The 18,605-nt window shown below is 61.8% G+C and carries 17 protein-coding genes; 12 read left to right on the top strand and 5 right to left on the bottom strand.

The features are described 5' to 3' along the window. Positions 1-192: 192 nt before the first annotated feature. Complete coding sequence (locus tag AQ996_RS02890) at positions 193-1,083, top strand: DegV family protein (protein ID WP_055250888.1); 891 nt, start codon at positions 193-195, stop codon at positions 1,081-1,083. An 80-nt stretch (positions 1,084-1,163) separates the two neighbouring features. Here the strand turns inward: AQ996_RS02890 and AQ996_RS02885 are convergent, their stop codons facing one another. Next, complete coding sequence (locus AQ996_RS02885; RefSeq protein WP_055250887.1) at positions 1,164-2,255, bottom strand: beta/alpha barrel domain-containing protein; 1,092 nt, start codon at positions 2,253-2,255, stop codon at positions 1,164-1,166. A gap of 190 nt (positions 2,256-2,445) precedes the next feature. Here AQ996_RS02885 and AQ996_RS09750 point away from each other — a divergent pair, with 190 nt between their 5' ends. After that, positions 2,446-2,616, top strand: a complete 171-nt coding sequence (locus AQ996_RS09750) for a hypothetical protein (RefSeq protein WP_156333777.1) — start codon at positions 2,446-2,448, stop codon at positions 2,614-2,616. Between the two features lie 24 nt (positions 2,617-2,640). Here the strand turns inward: AQ996_RS09750 and AQ996_RS02880 are convergent, their stop codons facing one another. After that, on the bottom strand, positions 2,641-3,744 hold the full coding sequence (locus AQ996_RS02880) for an RsmB/NOP family class I SAM-dependent RNA methyltransferase (RefSeq protein ID WP_082435495.1): 1,104 nt from the start codon (positions 3,742-3,744) through the stop codon (positions 2,641-2,643). A gap of 36 nt (positions 3,745-3,780) precedes the next feature. Beyond that, complete coding sequence (locus AQ996_RS02875) at positions 3,781-5,931, bottom strand: methionine--tRNA ligase (protein ID WP_055250885.1); 2,151 nt, start codon at positions 5,929-5,931, stop codon at positions 3,781-3,783. Between the two features lie 133 nt (positions 5,932-6,064). Between AQ996_RS02875 and AQ996_RS02870 the strand changes: the two genes are divergently transcribed. The 3 genes from AQ996_RS02870 (at position 6,065) to queA (ending at position 8,499) form a co-directional block, all read left to right on the top strand. After that, complete coding sequence (locus AQ996_RS02870) at positions 6,065-6,631, top strand: DUF3267 domain-containing protein (RefSeq protein WP_055250883.1); 567 nt, start codon at positions 6,065-6,067, stop codon at positions 6,629-6,631. Between the two features lie 10 nt (positions 6,632-6,641). Beyond that, positions 6,642-7,217 carry an epoxyqueuosine reductase QueH gene (locus tag AQ996_RS02865; RefSeq protein WP_055250881.1) on the top strand — a complete coding sequence of 192 codons (576 nt, stop codon included), beginning with the start codon at positions 6,642-6,644 and terminating at the stop codon, positions 7,215-7,217. A 70-nt stretch (positions 7,218-7,287) separates the two neighbouring features. Then, positions 7,288-8,499: a tRNA preQ1(34) S-adenosylmethionine ribosyltransferase-isomerase QueA gene (queA, locus tag AQ996_RS02860; protein ID WP_055250879.1), complete on the top strand. Its 1,212-nt coding sequence runs from the start codon at positions 7,288-7,290 to the stop codon at positions 8,497-8,499. Positions 8,500-8,840: 341 nt separating this feature from the next. Here the strand turns inward: queA and AQ996_RS02855 are convergent, their stop codons facing one another. After that, the gene (locus AQ996_RS02855) at positions 8,841-10,604 is read right to left on the bottom strand and encodes a coiled-coil domain-containing protein (RefSeq protein WP_055250877.1); all 1,764 of its coding nucleotides are present in this window, start codon (positions 10,602-10,604) and stop codon (positions 8,841-8,843) included. Positions 10,605-10,898: 294 nt separating this feature from the next. Here AQ996_RS02855 and AQ996_RS02850 point away from each other — a divergent pair, with 294 nt between their 5' ends. The 5 genes from AQ996_RS02850 (at position 10,899) to AQ996_RS02830 (ending at position 14,971) form a co-directional block, all read left to right on the top strand. Beyond that, entirely contained in the window at positions 10,899-11,699 is an 801-nt protein-coding gene (locus AQ996_RS02850) for an SDR family NAD(P)-dependent oxidoreductase (protein WP_006235414.1), read from the top strand. A gap of 436 nt (positions 11,700-12,135) precedes the next feature. Next, the gene (tgt, locus tag AQ996_RS02845; RefSeq protein ID WP_055250876.1) at positions 12,136-13,275 is read left to right on the top strand and encodes a tRNA guanosine(34) transglycosylase Tgt; all 1,140 of its coding nucleotides are present in this window, start codon (positions 12,136-12,138) and stop codon (positions 13,273-13,275) included. Positions 13,276-13,488: 213 nt separating this feature from the next. Next, positions 13,489-14,247 carry an LOG family protein gene (locus tag AQ996_RS02840; protein ID WP_055250875.1) on the top strand — a complete coding sequence of 253 codons (759 nt, stop codon included), beginning with the start codon at positions 13,489-13,491 and terminating at the stop codon, positions 14,245-14,247. 113 nt (positions 14,248-14,360) lie between these two features. Beyond that, a complete protein-coding gene (locus AQ996_RS02835; protein WP_055250873.1) occupies positions 14,361-14,660 on the top strand; it encodes a type II toxin-antitoxin system RelB/DinJ family antitoxin in 300 nt (99 codons plus the stop codon). A 2-nt stretch (positions 14,661-14,662) separates the two neighbouring features. Beyond that, entirely contained in the window at positions 14,663-14,971 is a 309-nt protein-coding gene (locus tag AQ996_RS02830) for a type II toxin-antitoxin system RelE/ParE family toxin (RefSeq protein ID WP_055250871.1), read from the top strand. Between the two features lie 93 nt (positions 14,972-15,064). Here the strand turns inward: AQ996_RS02830 and AQ996_RS02825 are convergent, their stop codons facing one another. Further along, positions 15,065-15,925, bottom strand: a complete 861-nt coding sequence (locus AQ996_RS02825) for a DegV family protein (protein WP_055250869.1) — start codon at positions 15,923-15,925, stop codon at positions 15,065-15,067. A 156-nt stretch (positions 15,926-16,081) separates the two neighbouring features. Here AQ996_RS02825 and AQ996_RS02820 point away from each other — a divergent pair, with 156 nt between their 5' ends. Then, complete coding sequence (locus AQ996_RS02820) at positions 16,082-16,744, top strand: HAD hydrolase-like protein (protein ID WP_233506199.1); 663 nt, start codon at positions 16,082-16,084, stop codon at positions 16,742-16,744. A gap of 54 nt (positions 16,745-16,798) precedes the next feature. After that, a complete protein-coding gene (locus tag AQ996_RS02815; RefSeq protein WP_055250866.1) occupies positions 16,799-18,235 on the top strand; it encodes a M20 family metallopeptidase in 1,437 nt (478 codons plus the stop codon). Positions 18,236-18,605 lie beyond the last annotated feature (370 nt).

The following is an 18,605-nucleotide window of genomic DNA, read 5'->3' as shown; positions in this document are numbered from 1 at the left end:
GTGGAGGTAGATATGGCGGTTGAGTGGAGACGACAGAGGGTGTTTTCTCAGATATTTATGCGTGGGGCCGGTGGAGACGATGGTGGTAAAGATGTTCGCTATTTTTGGTTCGATTTGGTAAATAGTGGACATATGTACCGTATGTAGGCTCACTGTGCGATAATTTGCGCAGCAATGAGTAAGGAGCCTCATATGAGTGATTTTGTCCTGACCTGTGAATCCGCCGCCGACCGAACCCGTGAGTTCTTTGCGTCGCGCAATATCCCTGTCGTGTGTTTTCATTACGAGATCGACGATGTTGTCTATACGGACGATCTGTATCAGTCGATTACGCCGGACAAGTTTTTTGCCCAGATTGCCGCGGGCGCCATGCCCAAGACGTCTCAGGTGAGCGTGGGTGAGTACGAGGAGTTTTGGGAGCCGTTTGTTGCCGAGGGCAAAGACGTGCTGCACCTGACGTTGTCATCGGGTATTTCGGGCACGTATGGATCGGCCTGCGTTGCGGCGCAGATGCTCGCGGATCGCTATCCCCAGGGCGGCAAGGTGCGCGTCATCGATTCGCTGGCGGCGTCTTCGGGCTTTGGCCTGTTGCTGGAATATGCCGCCGACGTGCGCGATAGCGGGGCGTCACTCGACGAGACGGCCGCTTGGATCGAGGAGCACAAGCTCAACCTGCACCACTGGTTCTTCTCGACCGATCTGTCGAGCTACCTGCGCGGCGGTCGCATTTCGGCCGCGAGCGCGATCATCGGCACGGCGCTTAAGATTTGCCCGCTTATGACGGTCGATTGCGAAGGTGGGCTGTCGCCACGTGAGAAGATTCGCACTAAGAAGCGCGCGATTTCCGAGATGGCTAAGACCATGGTGGCACATGTGCAGGACGGTGCGGATTATTCGGGTAAGTGCATCATGTCGCACTCGGCGTGTCGCGAGGATGCCGAGGCAGTTGCGGCGCTGATCGAGGAACAGATTCCGCAGCTTAAAGGCAAGATTGAGATCAATGACATCGGTACTCTGATTGGCTCGCATACCGGACCTGGTACGGTGGCGCTCTTCTTTATGGGCGACAAGCGCGTGGATTAATTGCCTCATCACATCGCTGCATGATTGCTCAAACGAAAACGGCCCGCCTCACGTTTGTGGGGCGGGCCTTGCTGTTGCGGTTAGCGTTTCTTTCCGCGGAAGAAAAAGCCGTGCAGTGACGGCTTGAGGCCGCGGTTGGCGCGATGCTCCTCGACGCGCTCGTGGATCGAAGCGACGCGCTCGATGACCTCGTCGGGAATCGGCACGTCGGGATTCATGTTCTCGACCTGGCTGACCTCGGCGGCGGCGACCTGGTCGATAATGGGCACATCGTCGCGCGAGATGACAGGTGTGGCGTCTTCCTTCATCTTGCGATAACGCTGCATCATGTCGGTCTGTAGCTGCTGGGCCGAAGGCGGCGTCCAGATGATGGCGTTGGCGCCGGCGGCGATAGTCTCACGGATGCTCTCGGGCGTCTTGCCGCCCGGCGCGATAAGCGGCAGGTTGGGATAGTGCTCGCGCAGCTCGCGCAGGACCTGCGGCGTGTTCTTACCAGCGGCGATGTTGAGGATCTTGGCGCCGGCGCGCACTTTGGCGTGAGCATCGTCGTCGCAACGTACGACCGTGGCGATGACGGGGATGTCGGCGATGTTGGTGATGTGCTCGACCATCTCGGCGGTGGCGGGGGAGTTGACCACGCAGCCCGCCGCGCCCTGCATCTCGGAGACGGCTGCCATCTGCACGGAACGCTTACCGGTGGTGGTGCCACCGCCCACGCCTACGAAGACCGGGCACTCGGCGACGGTCAGCAGCGCCTGCGTAATGGCGGGCTGCGGCGTGAAAGGGTAGACCGCAAAGACGGCATCGGCGTTGGAGTTGCGGATAACCGCGACATCGGTGGTGTAGATGAGCGATTTGATGCGGCGGCCGAAGAGCGTGAAGCCGCTGGCCTCCTCGATCTCGTCGGGCATGCGAAGGGCAGCCTTGCGCAGGCGTCCGTCGATGGGCAGGGGCTCCATAGGGAGCAGGCCGTTGGGCGTGACGGCTACCTGGGGCTCGGCGAACTCGTCTGCGAGCTCGACCTCGGAGAAATCGACCGAGGCGACGATGTCCTCGTGAACCTCGGCGGGTACATCGATGGGGGCTTGGTCGTTTGCCGCGGCAGGCGTGTCGAAGGAGCTGGTGCCGACGAAGGCGTCGACGCGCTCATTTAGATCGTTGAGGGTATCCATGGAGGCTCGATTCTATGTGATGACGGCCGGCAGGGTGCCGGCAGCGTTGTGCTTGCTAAACCGTTTGACGAGTTGATTTTTCCCCGCCGCGTCCTCCGTTAGACCGAAGGGCGGCGAACGTGAAGGAGCTGTGGTGGCGGTGATCGAGGTGCTATCTTGAAAGTCCCGTTTAAAAGAGAGGTGACGCGGTATGGAATTTTCGGCAATGTTGGGCTCGATTGGCCTATGCGTGGGCGCAATCGTAGCCGCCGCGGTCATCTACTTTGTGGTCACGGCCATTAAGGGCAAAAGGGCCGAACGCAAGGAGCGCACGATGCTTAAACAGCATCGCGACCAGCAGGGCAAACGCGCACGGAGATAGCTTGTTGAGTTTTGGATCCGTGCACTAGCTGCGTTTTCGGATCAGGGCAATGTAGAAGCCCTCAAATTCGCGGCTGGGCGGAATGGTGAGCGTGCCGGGCAGGCCGTTGGCGATGGCCGATACCTGACCCGCGGCAATGGCCTCGGTCAGGGCGTTGGACTCGATGCGCGGCTCCTCACCAGCTTCCTGGGCGCGGCGTGCCTCACTTTCGCTCGGCGTGCCGTCGAGGGGGATAAGCTCGCAGTCCATGTGCTTGTCGAGGGCCTCTTGCAGGGCGTCCTCGTTTTCCTGCGGCAAGATCGAACAAGTCGAATAGACGAGCGTGCCGCCCGGTTTGAGGGCTCCCATGGCGCGGTCCAGAAGTGCTCGCTGCGAGCGGGCGCACTTGCTCAGCAACTGCTCGGTGAGGCCGCGCAGACTCTTCTCGTTGCCGCTGATGACGGTGCCCGTGCCGGTGCAGGGAGCGTCGAGCAGGATGCGGTCAAAGCGGAAGAACTCGTCGAGCTCGCGTGCGTCGATGCGCATGACGGGCACGTTTTTTGCGCCTTGGCGGTGGAGGTTGGCTTCGAGCTTCTCGGCGCGGGGAATGCTCATCTCGCAGGCGGTAAGGTGCGCCTGCTCCTGCGTGAGGGCGGCGATCTGCGTCGTCTTGCCGCCGGGGGCTGCGCACATGTCCAAGATGTCCTCGCCTGCCTGGGCGCCCAGGACCAACGGCGGCATCATGGACGATAGACTTTGTAAGTAGATCTTGCCGTCGCGGTAGATGCCGAGGCCCCACAGGTCGGAAACCTGGGCCTCGGGCAGGATGAAGGCGTCTGGGTACCAGGCGACGGGGTTGTGGGCGATGCCGGCGGCATCGAGCGCCGCAGCGATGTCCTCGGCGGTTGCCTTGAGCGTGTTGGCGCGCAGCGTGACCGGGCGTGTGGCCGCGGCGCCGAAGCCCTCGATCATAAGCTCGGCATCGGCGGGCGCATAGGCGCCGGCGACCGTGTCGACCATAAAGCGCGGCAGGTCGGCGGCGCAGGGAAGGGCGGCAAGCTGGTCGGAAAGCTCGGTGGCGGCAAACTGCCTGAGCTTGAGCTCGGCCTTGACCTGCTTTTTCTGCTTACGACGACGCGGCTTGGACATCCGTCTTTCCTTCCCATTCCATTACATGTCGAGTGTTTAGTACTGGCTCTCGTGCTTGCTAAAGAAGTCGAAGCGCGGGGGCAGCGGCTTCACGCGGTGCTCGCCGGGCTTCTCGCCCAGGATCTCCACGAACTCGTCCGTGGAGGCAAAGATGTTATCCCAGCTAAAGAAAGCGACCGGGTCGACGTCGAAGTACTCGCAGATGAGCTCGCAGCCGGCCGGCACAATACCGTGCATCAGGACGGTCGCCACGCGCAGCTCGGTAAAGGCGTCGACAAGGGCCTGCGTCATCGCGGCGTTTGCCTCGTTACCCTCGAGCTTGTTGGCGGCCTTGGAAGCGTCGCTCCAGCGCTTGTTGGCGGCGCGCAGGTAGTCGTCGCACACGGCAAGCGCGCGGTGCGTCTCGAACTTGTACATGGCCTGCTCAAAGGCGAGGGCTGCCTGCTGGGCGGCTTCGACCACGGTGTCAGAAGCGGCACCGGCGGGGATGCAGCCGTTGCGGTAGGGGCTCTCGTCGCCTTCCTTGACGGCGACGCCGTAGAAGCAGCTGCGGGCCAGACGGTTGAACACGCCGGTCAGCAGCGCGCTCTCCTTAAGGGCCGGGTCGATAACGCGCTTGTCGTCGCAGGCGCGTACCTCGTTGCCGTCCTTGTCCTTGCCGGTCACACGCGTGTCGTATGCCTTGGGGCTAAAGCTCACCGGCTTTTCGGATAGGCCGAGCGACAGCCAGTGCGCGCGCATCTGCTCGCAGGTGTAGTGGTTGAGCAGGTCGTCTGCCGGCGGGGGAGGCGTCTGCGAGGACGAGCTGGCCTTTTTGCCCATGTAGAGCAGGTGGTAGCAGGCGCTGACGGTGCTCTGCGTGAGGTCCCAGCCCAGGGCCTCCCACATGGCGGTCTGCGCGATGCAGTAGAAATAGATGTTGTCCTGACCGATGAACTGGTAAATCTGAGCGTCGTCAGAGCACCACCAGTCGCGCCAGTCGAGCGAGCTGTGCTGGTAGGTGGGTGCGGGCACCTGCGTGGAGTCGGCGGCGGGCTCGCCCATGAGGGCGGCATCCTGGGCGGCGACGCCCTCGGTCACGCCGGCGGCCTTGGCATCGCGCGCGAGCACGGTACGCGTATAGCTGATGGGCGCCCACAGGCTCTCGGGCCAGCACCAGCAGGTGACGTCGGAGACGCCATCGACCTCGGGCACCGGAACGCCCCAGTCGATGTTGCCGGTGATGCGGAAGGGCACGAGTGCCTTGCCGCTGCGGAAGCGCACGCCACCGTTGGCGAGCACCGCGTGGGCGTCGTCGCGCTCCTTCCAGCTGGGGAAGGTGACGGTAAAGCTGCTCTTGTTGCCCTCGGGCTCCAGCACGGTGTGCTCGGGGAGCTGGTCCTCGACGGCATCGAAGGCCTCGCGGAACTTGTTCTGGATGTAGAGCTGAGCCGGCAGCAGCCACTCCTCCATGGTCTTGGAGACCACGGAGCGAACCTGCGGGTTCTGGGCGAGCTTGGCGGTGTAGGTCTTCATAAAGTCGAGGTAGGCCGGCAGGTCAAAGTAGAGATTGTCGACCGGGCGCAGCTCGGGCACCTCGCCGGTGAGCTGGCTCTTGGGCGCGATGAGCTCCTCGGGCTCAAACTGGTGGCCCAGATCGCACTCGTCGGCATAAGCCTTCTCGGACTTGCAGCCCTGGATGGGGCAGCGGCCGATGACCTGGCGGCCGTTGAGGAACGTGCCGGCCTTGGCATCGTAGAACTGCAGCGTGGAGCGCTTGGAGATGGTGCCCTGCTCGTGCAGGCGCTCGATAATCTCGGCAGTCACCTCGTTGTGGATCTGGGCCGCCGGCTCAAGGCCCGAGCCGCCGTAGATGTCGCAGCTGATGTTGTAGTTGTTGAGGGTCGCGGCCTGGCGGGAGTGATTGGACTCGACATACTCGCCGATGGACTTGTCGTAGCCCTCGTTCTCCTTGAGCTTGCGGTAGCTCTCCATGATGGGCGAACCGTAGCAGTCGGTGCCCGAGGTGAAGATGACGTTTTCGCGGCCCAGGCGGTCGCGCAGGAAGCGGGCGAAGAAGTCGGCCGGGACAAAGACGCCGCCGACGTGGCCAAAGTGCAGACCCTTGTTGCCGTAGGGCTCGCCGGCGGTAACGATGGCGCGGCGCGGCCAGCTGGGACGGTCGTTCATGGAGTATTTGGATGCCATGGGACTCCTTCGCATATAGGTAAGAGCGCGGCCGGGCACGGGGTTCGGCGGCGCGGTGGTCAATTCGTGCATATCGTTCGACATTATCGCACATGCGGACGGGTACGTGGCAGGGGCGCTATCCTAAGATGCTATGAATGAGATTTCCAACATACATGCGTTTGAAGACGAGGATTTTCTGCACGCTTGCTTCGTGTGGGGGATGGTCGTAGTCGGCGTGTTTGCCGTGTGCCTGGTGCCGGTGTTTATGCTGCTGGGCGGGCCTGCAGACTTGGATGCTGCTGATGCGGGCGGCTGGACGGCAGTCGTGGGCTGGATAGTCGGCTTGGCTGCGGTCTCAATGGCGTCGTTTGCCGTGCACGAGCTGGTGCACGGTGTGTTTTTTAAGCTGCTGGCGCTCGCGAGTGCGCACGTGACTTTTGGAGCGAACCGTGAGACGTGCATGATCTATGCCTGCGCCGAGGGGATTGTGTATTCGCGCCGGCGGTACATGGCGGTTTGCCTGGCGCCGACGGTTGTTGTGACGGCGGCGTTTGCCCTGGGATTTGCGTTTTCGGGGTATCCGCTGCTGTGCTACCTGGCGGCTGGTTTGCACCTTTCGGGATGCACGGGCGACTGGTATTACGTGCGGACGATCCTGCGCGACCGCCGCATTGCCGCCTGCGAGGACACGTCCTTTGGCGTGCGCTTTTTCGGGTGAGGAGATGTTGATGAGGCCGTTGTTGTTGCACGCTTGCTGTGCGCCGTGTTCGCTTGAGCCGGTTCGCCTGCTGCGCGAGGAGGGGTTTGAACCCACGATCTGCTGGACCAACCCCAATATTCAGCCGCGCGATGAATGGCAGCGTCGTTTGGACGAGCTGCGCCGGTGGTGTGCCGATGGCGACATCGAGCTCATCGAGGCCGGGGAGGACCGCGAACGCTGGGAAACCGGCGTGGCTCCGTTGGGTGCCGATCGTCCCCGTCGCTGTCGCGCGTGCTATGCCTTGCGCTTGGCCGAGGCATGCCGCGTTGCCCAGGAGCGCAGGTTTGAATATGTGGGTACGACGCTCGCCGTCTCGCCGTATCAGCTGTTCGACACCTGCAATGACGTGCTTGAGCGTTTGGCGGCCGCCCATGGGCTCACCCCGGTGATTCGCGATTTTCGCCCGTATTATCCCGAGGCTACGCGCCGTTCGCGCGAACTGGGCATGTATCGACAGAACTACTGCGGCTGCCGCTTTTCTGCTGTCGAGGCGGCCATGGACCGCGCCCGCATCCGCGACGAGCGCAAAGCCGCCAAAAAGTAGTTCGTTTGGGACGTCAGCCTGCTAGGATGTAGAGCGGACTTTAGCTATATAAGGAGTATCCGACGTGTCTATGCGTACCGATGATTTTGACTACAACCTTCCTGAGGAACTGATTGCCCAGGCTCCTGCCGAGCCGCGCGACTCCTGCCGCCTGCTGGTGGTTGATCGCAAAGGCTCCGAGACAGGAACGCCGCTAGAGCACGGCGGTACCGTTGAGCACCGCATCTTCCGCGACATCATCGACTATATCGAGCCGGGCGACGTGCTCGTCATCAACCAGACGCGCGTGATGCCGGCCCGTCTTATCGGTCGCAAGGCAGGCTCGGGCGGTGTGGTCGAGACGCTGCTGCTCAAGCGCCGCGAGGATGTTGATCCGCTGGGTCACGTTTGGGAGTGCCTGGTCAAGCCGGGCAAGCGTCTGAAGCCCGGTGCTCAGATTGAGTATCGCGCCGGCGGCGCCCATGCACCCGAGGGCGCGCCCGTGGTGCTGACGGCCGAGGTCGTCGACTTTGTCACCGATAGCCGCGGCGGCCGACTGGTGCGCTTTGAGCCGGCCGGTTGCAATGCCGCTGGAGAGCCGCGCACGCTCGACGAGGCCATTCATGCTGCCGGTCACGTTCCGCTGCCGCCCTACATTACCGATTACGAGGGCGATCCCGAGAAGTACCAGACCGTCTACGCCATGAAGGAGGAGCACTCGGCTGCCGCTCCTACGGCGGGTCTGCACTTTACTCCCGAGCTCATGGCCGCTATCGAGGCCAAGGGCGCGAAGTTTGCCGCCGTCGAGCTCGAGGTGGGTATTGATACCTTCCGTCTGGTGGAGGAGGACGACCCCATGCAGCACGTCATGCACACCGAGCGTTACCACGTGTCGCAGGAGGTTGTCGACGCCGTGCATAAGGCGAAGGCCGAGGGGCACCGCGTGATCGCCGTCGGCACTACCGCAGTACGCTCGCTCGAAAGCGCGTTTGACGCTGAGGCGCCGGTGTCCGATCCGGCCGTGACAGCGCGCTATTTTGAAGGCCGCGAGGACGGCGCCGACACGCTCGGCCGCGGCGACATCGTGGTGCGCGAGAACGCGACGACGCAGCTCTACCTCATGCCCGGCTCGACCTATCACGTGGTCGACGCGCTGATCACCAACTTCCACGTGCCGCGTTCCACGCTCATGATGCTCGTGAGCGCGCTGGCCACCCGCGACCAGATCATGGATGCCTACGCTGCTGCTATCGAAGAACGTTACCGCTTCTTCAGCTTTGGCGATGCGATGCTCATTTGTTAGTTACGCGGTTCTACGAACCGCGTAACGGCTCGACGCTGCAAACCCGCCAGAGCGGCAATCTGCCTTTCAACTTCGGCGGCATGACCAGAAGGTCAATGCCGCCTCGTTTCAAGGCACCTTGCTCGCTCTGGCGGGTTTTCGCTGACTTTGCCAAGCCATCGGCAGGTACTCATTGGGGACGTACTTAAATGAGTGCCTGCAGAATGAGAGTGGATAATCTCCCGTTTTAGGCGTGTTTCTTCGTCAAAAGTGGGAGATTATCCACTCTCATTAGGTGGCACTTGGGGACGTTCCTTTTTTGCCGGCACCTGGGGACAGTCCTTGTAATCGTTGGGGAGTGGTTACTTGCTCGCGAACAGCCAGATCAAGATGATCACTAGAACTACGGCGACGATGCAGACGATGGCGCCGGTGAATTTGATGCGTGAGTCGCGGGTACGCTCGCGCACCGCGTCCTCGGTGGCCTCGAGCTGGGCGACTTCTCGCTCGGTCTCGGTGTGTTCGGCATTGTCTCGGGCCAAGGACCCTGCAAGCGACTCGGTGATCTCTGGGTGGTCGTGCACCTCGGTCGCCTGTTCGATGATCGACTGTGCATGTGCGGCATCTGCTTGGGCGTTGGCGATGGTCTGCTCCTGGTCGCGGCGCGCCTTGTCCTCGGCAGCGATCTTCTCGCGCAGTTCGCGCTGACGAGTCGCGGCGGCGGTCTTCGCCGTCTGCAGCTCGTCGCGCGCGGCATCGGCTTCGGTCGTCACGGCTTGGTGCGCGCGTTTTGCGTCGGCGATAGGGGCTTGAGCCTGCTCGACGGCCTGCTCGGCTGCGGCAAGCGAGTGCTCAAGGTCGGCGGTGATGCGCGGGACATCTTCTTCGGCTTTACGCAGGGCATCTGCCGTGTCGGAAATCTGCATCGAGAGCTCGCTGGTGCGCACCGTATAGTTGGCGGGATTTGCCGAGGGATTGCGTTGCAGCTCGGCATACTCATGACGCAGCGTCTCGAGCTGGGCGCGCGTGGCGTCGACGGTTTGTTGTGCGGCGGCAATGCCGGCGTCTCGCTCTGCCTTCACCTTGTCGCGGATGCGCTTGGAATCCTCAAGACGTCGAACGAGGCGGTTGCCGGTCTCGCGTGAGCTCGCCTCGCGGGCCTCCACGGCGTCGAGCGCGGCCTTCAGGCGGAGCTCAGTCGCGTCATCCTCTGTCTTCATTTGTTCGAGCTGACCCTTGAGCTCTGTCGCTTTGGAGGCGTGGACATCACGGTCAATCTCGGCGACCGCTGCAGTCTTTTGGGCCGTGGCAATCGCCTGGCGCTGGTCGGCGACGATCTGGTCGTAGCGGCCTGCGATATCCTGGCGCGTCTCGAGTTCCTCGGCCTGATCGGCAATGCGCTGCTCAAGTTCGGCCAGGTGGGCGCGGGCATCGGCAAGTGCCTTTTTCGCGGCGTTCATCTCGCGCATGGCCGAGGCGCCCTGGGCGATAAAGGTGCCCACGGCGTTCGCAGTGTTCGAGACAGCGGTCCCCAGATCGCGGCTCGCGGCGGGGGAGTGCGGGGCAGTCGGGCGAGCGGTGTCGGCAGCGTCCGCATCGGCAGTCTGCGGCACGGCGATATTGCCGGTACCGCCTTCGATCACAGAAAAGCCTGCTGCGTGCGGGTCGACCGCATCGGTGCCAATCGTGGGATGCTCGAGCTGCAGAAACGAGGGCATGGTGCTGCCCTGGTCGGCAACCGGAGTCTCGCCGGGTACGAAGGTCGAGGCTGCCTCGGCGGCCTCCTCTTCCTCGGCGTCAACGTCAGCGTCGGCCACGGCGTCTTTCATCGCTTTGACGGCATCCATCATGGAGTCCATGACGGCGTCGAGCTCTTCTTCCGAAGAAACCTCGATAGGGCCCGCAGCTTGCGGAGCAGCATCCTGTACGGGGCGGTCGTCCTGAGCGGGCGCATCGTCGTTTTGCTCGTCTGCATCTTCGGCGCCAGGGGTTTCCGCCGTAGCGCTTTCGTCCAAGAATGGGCCGTCGAGGTCAATATCATCGCAGGTCACAGCGTCGGCATCTGCAGTGACGTCTGCGGAATCATCAATATGCTGTTGAGTCTGGGGGTCCAGCTCGTCTGTCATAGGCATGTGCTCCTCATCGTTGTTTGTCACCCTATGATAAAGTCTCGCGCCGACATCCCGCGCGCTGCAGCAAAGTTTCAAAACGTGTTCGATGGCTCGCGTCGATAGCAAAAACTCGGCCACTTTATCCAGTTTGTACTTGACATTCCCTTCGCCGAAAGACGTTGCGCCGTTCGCCTGCCAGGGGCTTTATTTTTCACTTGAACCCGCTAAAGTTGCATTTCAGCTTTTGGCGCGTGAAGTTGGATGCGCGCAGTCGACGGGCAGGCCCGTCGCGATTTGAAAGGACTTTATATGGGACTTTTCACTGGTAAGACCGTGATCGTCACCGGCGGCGGCAAGGCCACGCTCAAGGACGGCTCCGCTGGCTCCATCGGCTACGGTATCGATATCGCTTTTGCCAAGGAGGGCGCAAACCTCGTCATTACCGGCCGCAACGTTGCCAAGCTCGAGGCTGCCAAGGAATCCCTCGAGGCCGAGTACGGCGTCAAGGTTCTGCCTGTTCAGGCCGATGTCTCGGCTGGTCAGGACAACGAGGCCGTCGTCCAGAACGTCATCGACAAGGCTATTGAGGAGTTCGGCCGCATCGACGCCGTCGTCAACAATGCTCAGGCCAGCGCCTCGGGCGTGACCATTGCCGATCACACCATGGATCAGTTTAACCTGGCCATTTACTCTGGCCTGTATGCCACCTACCTGTACATGCAGAAGGCCTACCCGCACCTGAAGGAGACCAAGGGCTCCGTGGTCAACTTTGCTTCGGGCGCCGGCCTGTTTGGCAACTATGGCCAGTGCAGCTACGCCGCTGCCAAGGAGGGCATCCGCGGTCTGACCCGCGTCGCTGCCAACGAGTGGGGCAAGGACGGCATCAACGTCAATATCGTTTGCCCGCTTGCTTGGACCGCTGCGCTCGAGAACTTCCAGGATGCCTATCCCGAGGCGTTCAAGGCCAACGTCCACATGCCGCCGGCTGGCCACTACGGCGACGTCGAGAAGGAAATCGGCCGCGTTGTCGTTCAGCTCTGCGGTCCCGACTTTAAGTATATGAACGGCGAGACCGTCACCCTCGAGGGTGGCATGGGCCAGCGTCCTTAGGGGTTCCGCCGTTCTACCGAACGGCGGACCGGCCGACGCTGCGCGGGCCGCATTTGGACAATCTGCCGTTCAATTTCAAGGGCGCGACCAGAAGGTCAGCGCCCTTTCATTTCACGGCACCTTGTCTCAAATGCGACCCGCTCGCTGACGTTGCCAAAATATCGGCGTTGCCGTGGCTGGTAAATAGCTCCACTCATCGGGGACGTACTTAAATGAGTGCCCGCAGAATGAAAGTGGATAATCTCCCGTTTTTGGGCTGTGCTTTGGGCAAAAGTGGGAGATTATCCACGCTCATCCGGTAAGCGTCCAAAAATCCACGCTCATTTGCCGTGTCCCTGCCGTATCCTCCTCGCGCCAGTTTCTGTCGAGTCGGTGCTTCTTGCGGGTTGCCCGTATAATGGTTTGCGTATGAACCGCAACCAAGGAGTTCCAGTTTATGGACCAGAACCTTTTTAAATTCGACCTGATTGCCGAGGATCCGACGACGCACGCGCGTGCCGGCGTACTGCACACCCCGCACGGCGACATCGAGACGCCGATTTTTATGCCCGTGGGCACCAAGGCAAACGTCAAGGGCATTCCTACCGAGACTGTCAAGAAGCTCGGCGCCCAGATCGTGCTCGCCAATACCTATCATCTGTCCATGCGTCCCGGCGAGGATACCATCGCCGAGCTGGGCGGCCTGCACAAGTTCATGAACTGGCACGGCCCCATCCTCACCGACTCGGGCGGTTTCCAGGTCTTCAGCCACAACGATGCCGTCAAGCTCACCGATGAGGGCGTGCGCTTTATCGTCAACGATTACGACGGCCGCCACGTGTTTTGGACGCCCGAGGACAACATGGAAATCGCCATGAAGCTCGGCTCCGATATCTGCATGCAGCTCGACCAGTGCCCGGGCTATCCCGCCACGCGCGCCTACGTTGAGCGCGCCGTTGAGCTGTCGAGCATGTGGGCCGAGCGCTGCTATAAGGCGCATACCCGCGATGACCAGGCGCTCTTTGGCATCGTTCAGGGCGGCATGCACCTGGATCTGCGCCTGCGCTCGCTGCGCCATCTGGAGGAGTGCGGCGACTTCCCGGGCTATGGTATCGGTGGCTATTCGGTGGGCGAGGATCACGAGACCATGTTCGAGACCCTGGCGCCGCTCGTGAGCGAGTACATGCCCAAGCATAAGCCGCGCTACCTGATGGGTGTCGGCAACCCGACCACGCTCGTGCGCGGCGTTGGCGTGGGCATCGACATGTTTGACTGCGTGCTGCCGACGCGCACCGGCCGTATGGGCACGGCATTCTCCAGCGAGGGTCGCCTCAACTTCCGCAACGCTCGCTTTGCGCACGACGACGGTCCCATCGATCCCACCTGCACCTGCCCGGTGTGCACGGGCGGTTACAGCCGTGCGCTCATCCGTCACATGGTCACGCAGAAGGAGATGCTCGGCGGCATTCTGCTTTCGATGCACAACATCTACTACCTGCTCAACCTTATGCAGCGGGCCCGCCAGGCCATTATCGAGGGCCGCTACGGCGCGTTCGTGAGCGACTGGATGAACAGCCCTGCGGCGGTGGATTACTAAGAGCAGCACGGGCGCTTGCAGAGCGCGGGCAACGGCAAGGGGCGAGCGCCGGCCGGTCATCACGTTTGCTAACACCGCTTGCGCGACCGATGACCGATAGCTTGCAAGCACTTGATGCATCGTGGGTACCATACCGAATAGTTGATGTTCGGGCGGGTGTTTGGCGCACAGCGTCGACCCCGCCCGTTTTTCTTTTTCTCGATAGGAGTACCCATGATTAAGAATGAGAACGTCGAGGGCGAGCCTGCCTACGACGAGACGTACCGCCGCGGCCCCGTGGTCATGCGCGGCCCCATGATTCCTAAGGACAACACCTACGCCAACCTGCTGGCGCCCGAGGACTCGACCGACTGGCTGCATGCCGACCCGTGGCGCGTGCTGCGCATTCAGGCAGAGTTTGTCGATGGTTTTGGCGCGCTTGCCGAGCTTGGACCTGCGGTGACCATCTTCGGTAGCGCCCGCACGCCCAAGACCGATCCGCTCTACAAGGCGGCGCGTACCGTCGGGCGCAAGATCGCGCAACGTGGCGTGGCGGTCATCACCGGTGGCGGCCCCGGCATCATGGAAGCGGCCAACAGGGGAGCGGCGAGTGTCAACGGCAAGTCAGTTGGCCTAGGCATTGAATTGCCGCACGAGCAGGGGCTCAATAAATACGTGAACCTCGGCATGGACTTCCGCTACTTCTTTGTGCGCAAAACCATGTTCGTTAAGTACAGCTCGGGCGCCATCGTATTTCCCGGCGGCTTTGGCACGCTCGACGAGATGTTCGAGGTTCTCACGCTGGTGCAGACGCACAAGGTCAAGCGCATGCCGCTCGTGCTGGTGGGCACCGAGTACTGGCAGGGCCTATTCGACTGGCTCAACGGCCCGGTGATGAGCACCGGTATGATTAGCCCGCTCGATCCGGATCTGGTACACATTACCGACGACCTCAACGAGGCCGTTGACATTGCGCTCAGCGGGCTGATGTAGATCAATCGTGCCCACGCGACATGAATACGCATGGCAATCTGATGTTATCTAACATCAGATTGCCATGCGTATTGGGTATACTGGTGTAAAAGACGAGGGCGAGGAGGTCGCAAATGTCTACAGCAACAGTTAAGCCTACGACGGTTCGAATCGAAGAGGGGCTCAAGGAGCAGGCGACTGAGTTCTTGGATTCGGTCGGCCTCAGCCTCAATTCCTATCTCAATCTTGCTGTTCGGCAGCTGGTAAATCAGCGAAAGATTCCTTTTGAGATTGTAGGAAGGGCGGAGGTGCCCAACGAGGTGACGAGGCGCGCCATGGTGATCGCCGAGGCTCATGAGCTGGGGATTTTGCCGGACGATAGCCTGTCATTCAATAACGCTGATGAGCTTATGTCATTCCTCGATGAGGAATAGCGATGTTCGAGATTAAAGTCGAGGCTCAATTTAAGGTGGACTACAAACGAACGATGCGCATGCATCCGCAGCTAAAAAGTGAGTTTAAAGCGGCGGTTGCAGAGCTTGTGGCTCATGGGTCACTTCCGGCGGAGTATGGCGCCCACGAGCTCTCAAACCCGGGCGGAAACTACAACGGCCACATCGATTTCCACCTATCCGATGGCTTGGTCGATGTGGTCGTTCTTTATCTTCCCCATAAGACTAACCCAGTGATTAGGCTGGTGAGAATGGGCACTCATCAGGAACTGTTTCAGGGTCCGCTGGGCTGATCGCCGATTTCTAAGTTGCGGTGGAATAGGGATTGATTTGCGGCTGATAAGCCAAAAACAGTTCCTATTCCACCGCAAGTGGTAAAGGTGCCCCTAGTGGATGGGCTGGTAACGAGGGCAGTAGCTGATGGCGATGGCGTCGACGCCTACATGGGTGGCGATGGTGCAGCCGATGGGGCCGGTGCCGGCGTCCACGTAGTCCCGGCCTGCGAGCGCTTGGCTGACGAGCTTTTGCTCCTCAGCGGCGCCGGTCGTGAGTACGCGCACGCTGGAGCCCGGGTGCTCGTCCAAAAACGTGAGGCAGTCTGCCATGGTGTTGGCAACGATGCGCTTGGCGCCGCGGCCCTTTTTGATGGCCTTGATCTCGCCCGACTGCCACTCCGGCGAAACGGCCAGGCGAATGTTGAGCATCTGCGTCAGCTGGCCGGCGAGCTTGGGGGCGCGGCCGTTTTTGACTAGGTTCTCGAGCGTGCGGGGAATCAGCAGCAGGTGGGCGTCGGGCAGCGTCGCGCGGATCTGCGCCTCGGTCTCGTCCAAGCTGCGGCCGTCCTCGCGCATGGCCAGCGCGTACTCCACCAGCAAGCCCTCGGCGCCCGAGCCGGTGCGCGAATCGATGCAGCGCACGTCGAGCTCGTGGGTCTCGGCGACCAGGCATGCGTTGGAATAGCAGGCGGACCACTCGCTGCACAGCGAGATAAAGATCGCGCTGTCGTGGCCATCGGCGCGCACGCGGTCAAACAGCGCCTTGAACTCGCCGGCGCTCGGCTGCGAGGTGTGCGGCAGCTGCTCAGAGCTGGCCATGCGCGCGACGTATTCCTCGGCAGTAATCTGCACCTGGTCGAGCAGGTCCTCGCCCTCGATAATCACATGCAGCGGAATCACGTAAATACCGAGCTCTTGGGCGCGGGCGGGGGAGATGTCCGACGTGGAGTCGGTTATGATGGCAAAAGACATAATTGCACCTTTCGATGGGGCGCCACGGCGCCGCCGATTGAGAGCAAAGTGCGACAAGTATAGTGGAGTTGCTCTACATTGCTAGGTTCAATTGTTGAATAGTCAACAGTTTGAAGTGTCGGTGTGGAAATCGTCAACTGGGGAAGAGGAATGCCGATGGAGGCGTTGGAGATATGCAGGCGGCCGGTCGTGCTGTTCGATTTTGACGGCACGGTGGCAGATACGGGCCGGGCGGTGATGACCTCGACACGCAAAACGTTGGCCGCGCGCGGGTTTTCGGAGGCGCAGATGGGTGACCTGCGCCGCATGATCGGGCCGCCCCTGTGGAAGAGCTTCCACGACTTTTACGACTTTACGCGCGAGGAGTCGCTCGTGGTGGCCGACGAGTACCGTGCCTATTTTGACGAGCTGGGTCCGGAGGAGTATCCCGTGTTCGACGGAATCCCCGAGCTGCTCGATGGCTTGGCGGCGCAGGGTCATCGCATGGCCGTCGCGACATCGCGTATGGAGGCAAAGTGCATTGACATGGTGCATGAGCTGGGTCTTTCTCAGTTCGAAGCCGTGGTTGGCATGAATCCTCCGCAGGGGCGCGAGACCAAGGCCGATTCGGTTCGCGACGCGTTGACGGCCTTGGGTGCGGCCGCGGACGAGGCCGTGATGATCGGCGATCGCTTTAACGACGTCGAGGGCGCGCACGCGATGGGCGTGCCGTGCATCGGCATCTATTCGGGCGCGGCGGCGCCGGGTGAGCATGAAGCGACGGGTGCCGATGCGGTGGTGCACTCGGTGGCTGAGCTTGCTAAACTTTTCTCTATCTAGGAACTAAATGTGAGGGGCGGGTACGCTTGCCGCTCATTGGTAAGGAGGTCGTCCATGAATCAGGTGGAGCAGAGCGTCGCCGAGTATGTCGACGAGGTCTGGGAGGATGTCGTCGCCGATATCGAGCAGCTGGTGAGTTATCCGTCCGTGGCAGTTTCTGCCGATGCGGAGCCCGGCGCGCCGTTTGGCCGCCCGGTCCGTGATGCGCTCGATTGCGCGCTCGGCATTGCGCAAAAGCTCGGCTACCAGACGAGCGACGACGAGGGCTATGTGGGCATTGCCGATATCCCGGGCTGCGGCGACAAGCAACTCGCGACCATTTGCCATGTGGACGTGGTGCCCGCCGGCCCCGGCTGGAACACCGACCCGTTTGCGATGGAGCGTCGCGAGGGCTGGCTGCTCGGCCGCGGCGTTATCGACGACAAGGGTCCTGCCGTGCTGTCGCTCTACGCCGGCGCCTATCTGCTCAAGCACGGCATTACCCCGCGCTACACTTTCCGCGCGCTGCTGGGCTGCGATGAGGAAGTGGGCATGTCCGACGTTCACCATTATCTGGAGAACCACGCAGACCCCGACTTTTTGTTTACGCCCGATGCCGAGTTCCCGGTCTGCAATGCCGAGAAGGGCCAGTTTGGGGCGACGTTTGTGAGCTCCAAGATCGACGGCGGGCGCATTGTGTCCTGGAGCGGTGCCGAGGCGAGCAACGCTATTCCGTCGCAGTCCATCTGCGAGCTCGCGATTGCCGCCGATGAGCTGCCGGCGCCCGTTGAGAACGCCGACCGCCTGGAGATCACGGCGCTTGATAACGGGCATGCGCAGATTTTCGCCCACGGTATTGGCGGCCACGCTTCGATGCCTGAGGGCACCATCAACGCCGTCGGCCTCATCGTGGCGTATCTGCGCGAGGCCGAAGACGCGTTTGGTGCACGCGATGAGCGCCTGCTGACGCCTGCCGAGCACGAATTCGTCAAGTTCCTGGCCTTTGTGCATGCGGATGCCTATGGCCGCGGCCTGGGTATCGATGCGACGAGTCCGGCGTTTGGCCCGCTTACCTGCAACGCTGGCGTCATCCGCGTGGCGGATGGCCATATCGAGCAGGTCATCGACGTGCGCTTCCCCGACAGCACGAGTGCCGATACCATCCGCGAGCAGCTCGAGCCGCTCGTGGGCCGTTTTGGCGTGACGTGCCAGCTGGGTCGCGCGAAGGTGCCGTTCTCGGTATCTGCCGACGATCCGGCCGTGAAGGCGCTTATTGATACCTATAACGAGTTTACGGGCAAGCATGCCGAGCCCTTTGCCATGGGCGGCGGCACGTACGCGCGCAACTTTGCCCGCGCCGTATCGTTTGGCCCCGAGGAGACCGGTCTGGAGCTGCCCGCGTGGGGCGGCCAGATGCACGGTCCCAACGAGTGTGCCAACGAGGAACAGCTCAAGCAAGCGCTCAAGATCTACATCGTGGCAATCCTGCGCCTCAACGAACTCGAGCTGTAGGGCTTCCCCAGGCACCCGACCTTGCCCCTCAAACCGTCGCTTGCGTACCAAAGTACGCGGCGCTCCTCTTTCGGGGCAATCTCGGGCACCTGGGAAACCCCTATATCCTGCTTGGATACAAACTTGCATTACGAGCCCGGTGCTTTTGCCCGGGCTTTTTGCGTCACTTGGGGACGCTCCTTTTGTGCCGGCAGATAAGGAGCGTCCCCAAAAGCCGGCAGATTGACTTTGCCAAAACATCGGCGTTGCTGGGGTAGTCGTTGGGGACGTTCTTAAACGACTAGTCAAACAAGAACGTCCATTACAGTCGAAATTGTCAGCCCGGGACCGTCTCGGGCTACGATTGAGGCGCGCCCAGAACGGGCCGCCG

Source organism: Collinsella aerofaciens (assembly GCF_001404695.1).
Taxonomy (GTDB): Bacteria; Actinomycetota; Coriobacteriia; order Coriobacteriales; family Coriobacteriaceae; genus Collinsella; species Collinsella aerofaciens_E.
The sequence above is the reverse complement of the archived record's forward strand: the minus strand, read 5'-3'. Positions and strand labels throughout refer to the sequence as shown.

Bases quoted from the DNA above. Each gene is read 5' to 3' on its own strand.
- AQ996_RS02835 (WP_055250873.1), top strand. From the start codon at position 14,361: ATGTCTACAGCAACAGTTAAGCCTACGACGGTTCGAATCGAAGAGGGG.
- AQ996_RS02865 (WP_055250881.1), top strand. From the start codon at position 6,642: ATGAGGCCGTTGTTGTTGCACGCTTGCTGTGCGCCGTGTTCGCTTGAG.
- AQ996_RS02825 (WP_055250869.1), bottom strand. From the start codon at position 15,925: ATGTCTTTTGCCATCATAACCGACTCCACGTCGGACATCTCCCCCGCC.
- tgt (WP_055250876.1), top strand. From the start codon at position 12,136: ATGGACCAGAACCTTTTTAAATTCGACCTGATTGCCGAGGATCCGACG.
- AQ996_RS09750 (WP_156333777.1), top strand. From the start codon at position 2,446: ATGGAATTTTCGGCAATGTTGGGCTCGATTGGCCTATGCGTGGGCGCA.
- AQ996_RS02875 (WP_055250885.1), bottom strand. From the start codon at position 5,931: ATGGCATCCAAATACTCCATGAACGACCGTCCCAGCTGGCCGCGCCGC.
- AQ996_RS02890 (WP_055250888.1), top strand. From the start codon at position 193: ATGAGTGATTTTGTCCTGACCTGTGAATCCGCCGCCGACCGAACCCGT.
- AQ996_RS02850 (WP_006235414.1), top strand. From the start codon at position 10,899: ATGGGACTTTTCACTGGTAAGACCGTGATCGTCACCGGCGGCGGCAAG.
- AQ996_RS02840 (WP_055250875.1), top strand. From the start codon at position 13,489: ATGATTAAGAATGAGAACGTCGAGGGCGAGCCTGCCTACGACGAGACG.
- AQ996_RS02815 (WP_055250866.1), top strand. From the start codon at position 16,799: ATGAATCAGGTGGAGCAGAGCGTCGCCGAGTATGTCGACGAGGTCTGG.
- AQ996_RS02820 (WP_233506199.1), top strand. From the start codon at position 16,082: ATGGAGGCGTTGGAGATATGCAGGCGGCCGGTCGTGCTGTTCGATTTT.
- queA (WP_055250879.1), top strand. From the start codon at position 7,288: ATGCGTACCGATGATTTTGACTACAACCTTCCTGAGGAACTGATTGCC.
- AQ996_RS02830 (WP_055250871.1), top strand. From the start codon at position 14,663: ATGTTCGAGATTAAAGTCGAGGCTCAATTTAAGGTGGACTACAAACGA.
- AQ996_RS02885 (WP_055250887.1), bottom strand. From the start codon at position 2,255: ATGGATACCCTCAACGATCTAAATGAGCGCGTCGACGCCTTCGTCGGC.
- AQ996_RS02870 (WP_055250883.1), top strand. From the start codon at position 6,065: ATGAATGAGATTTCCAACATACATGCGTTTGAAGACGAGGATTTTCTG.
- AQ996_RS02880 (WP_082435495.1), bottom strand. From the start codon at position 3,744: ATGTCCAAGCCGCGTCGTCGTAAGCAGAAAAAGCAGGTCAAGGCCGAG.
- AQ996_RS02855 (WP_055250877.1), bottom strand. From the start codon at position 10,604: ATGACAGACGAGCTGGACCCCCAGACTCAACAGCATATTGATGATTCC.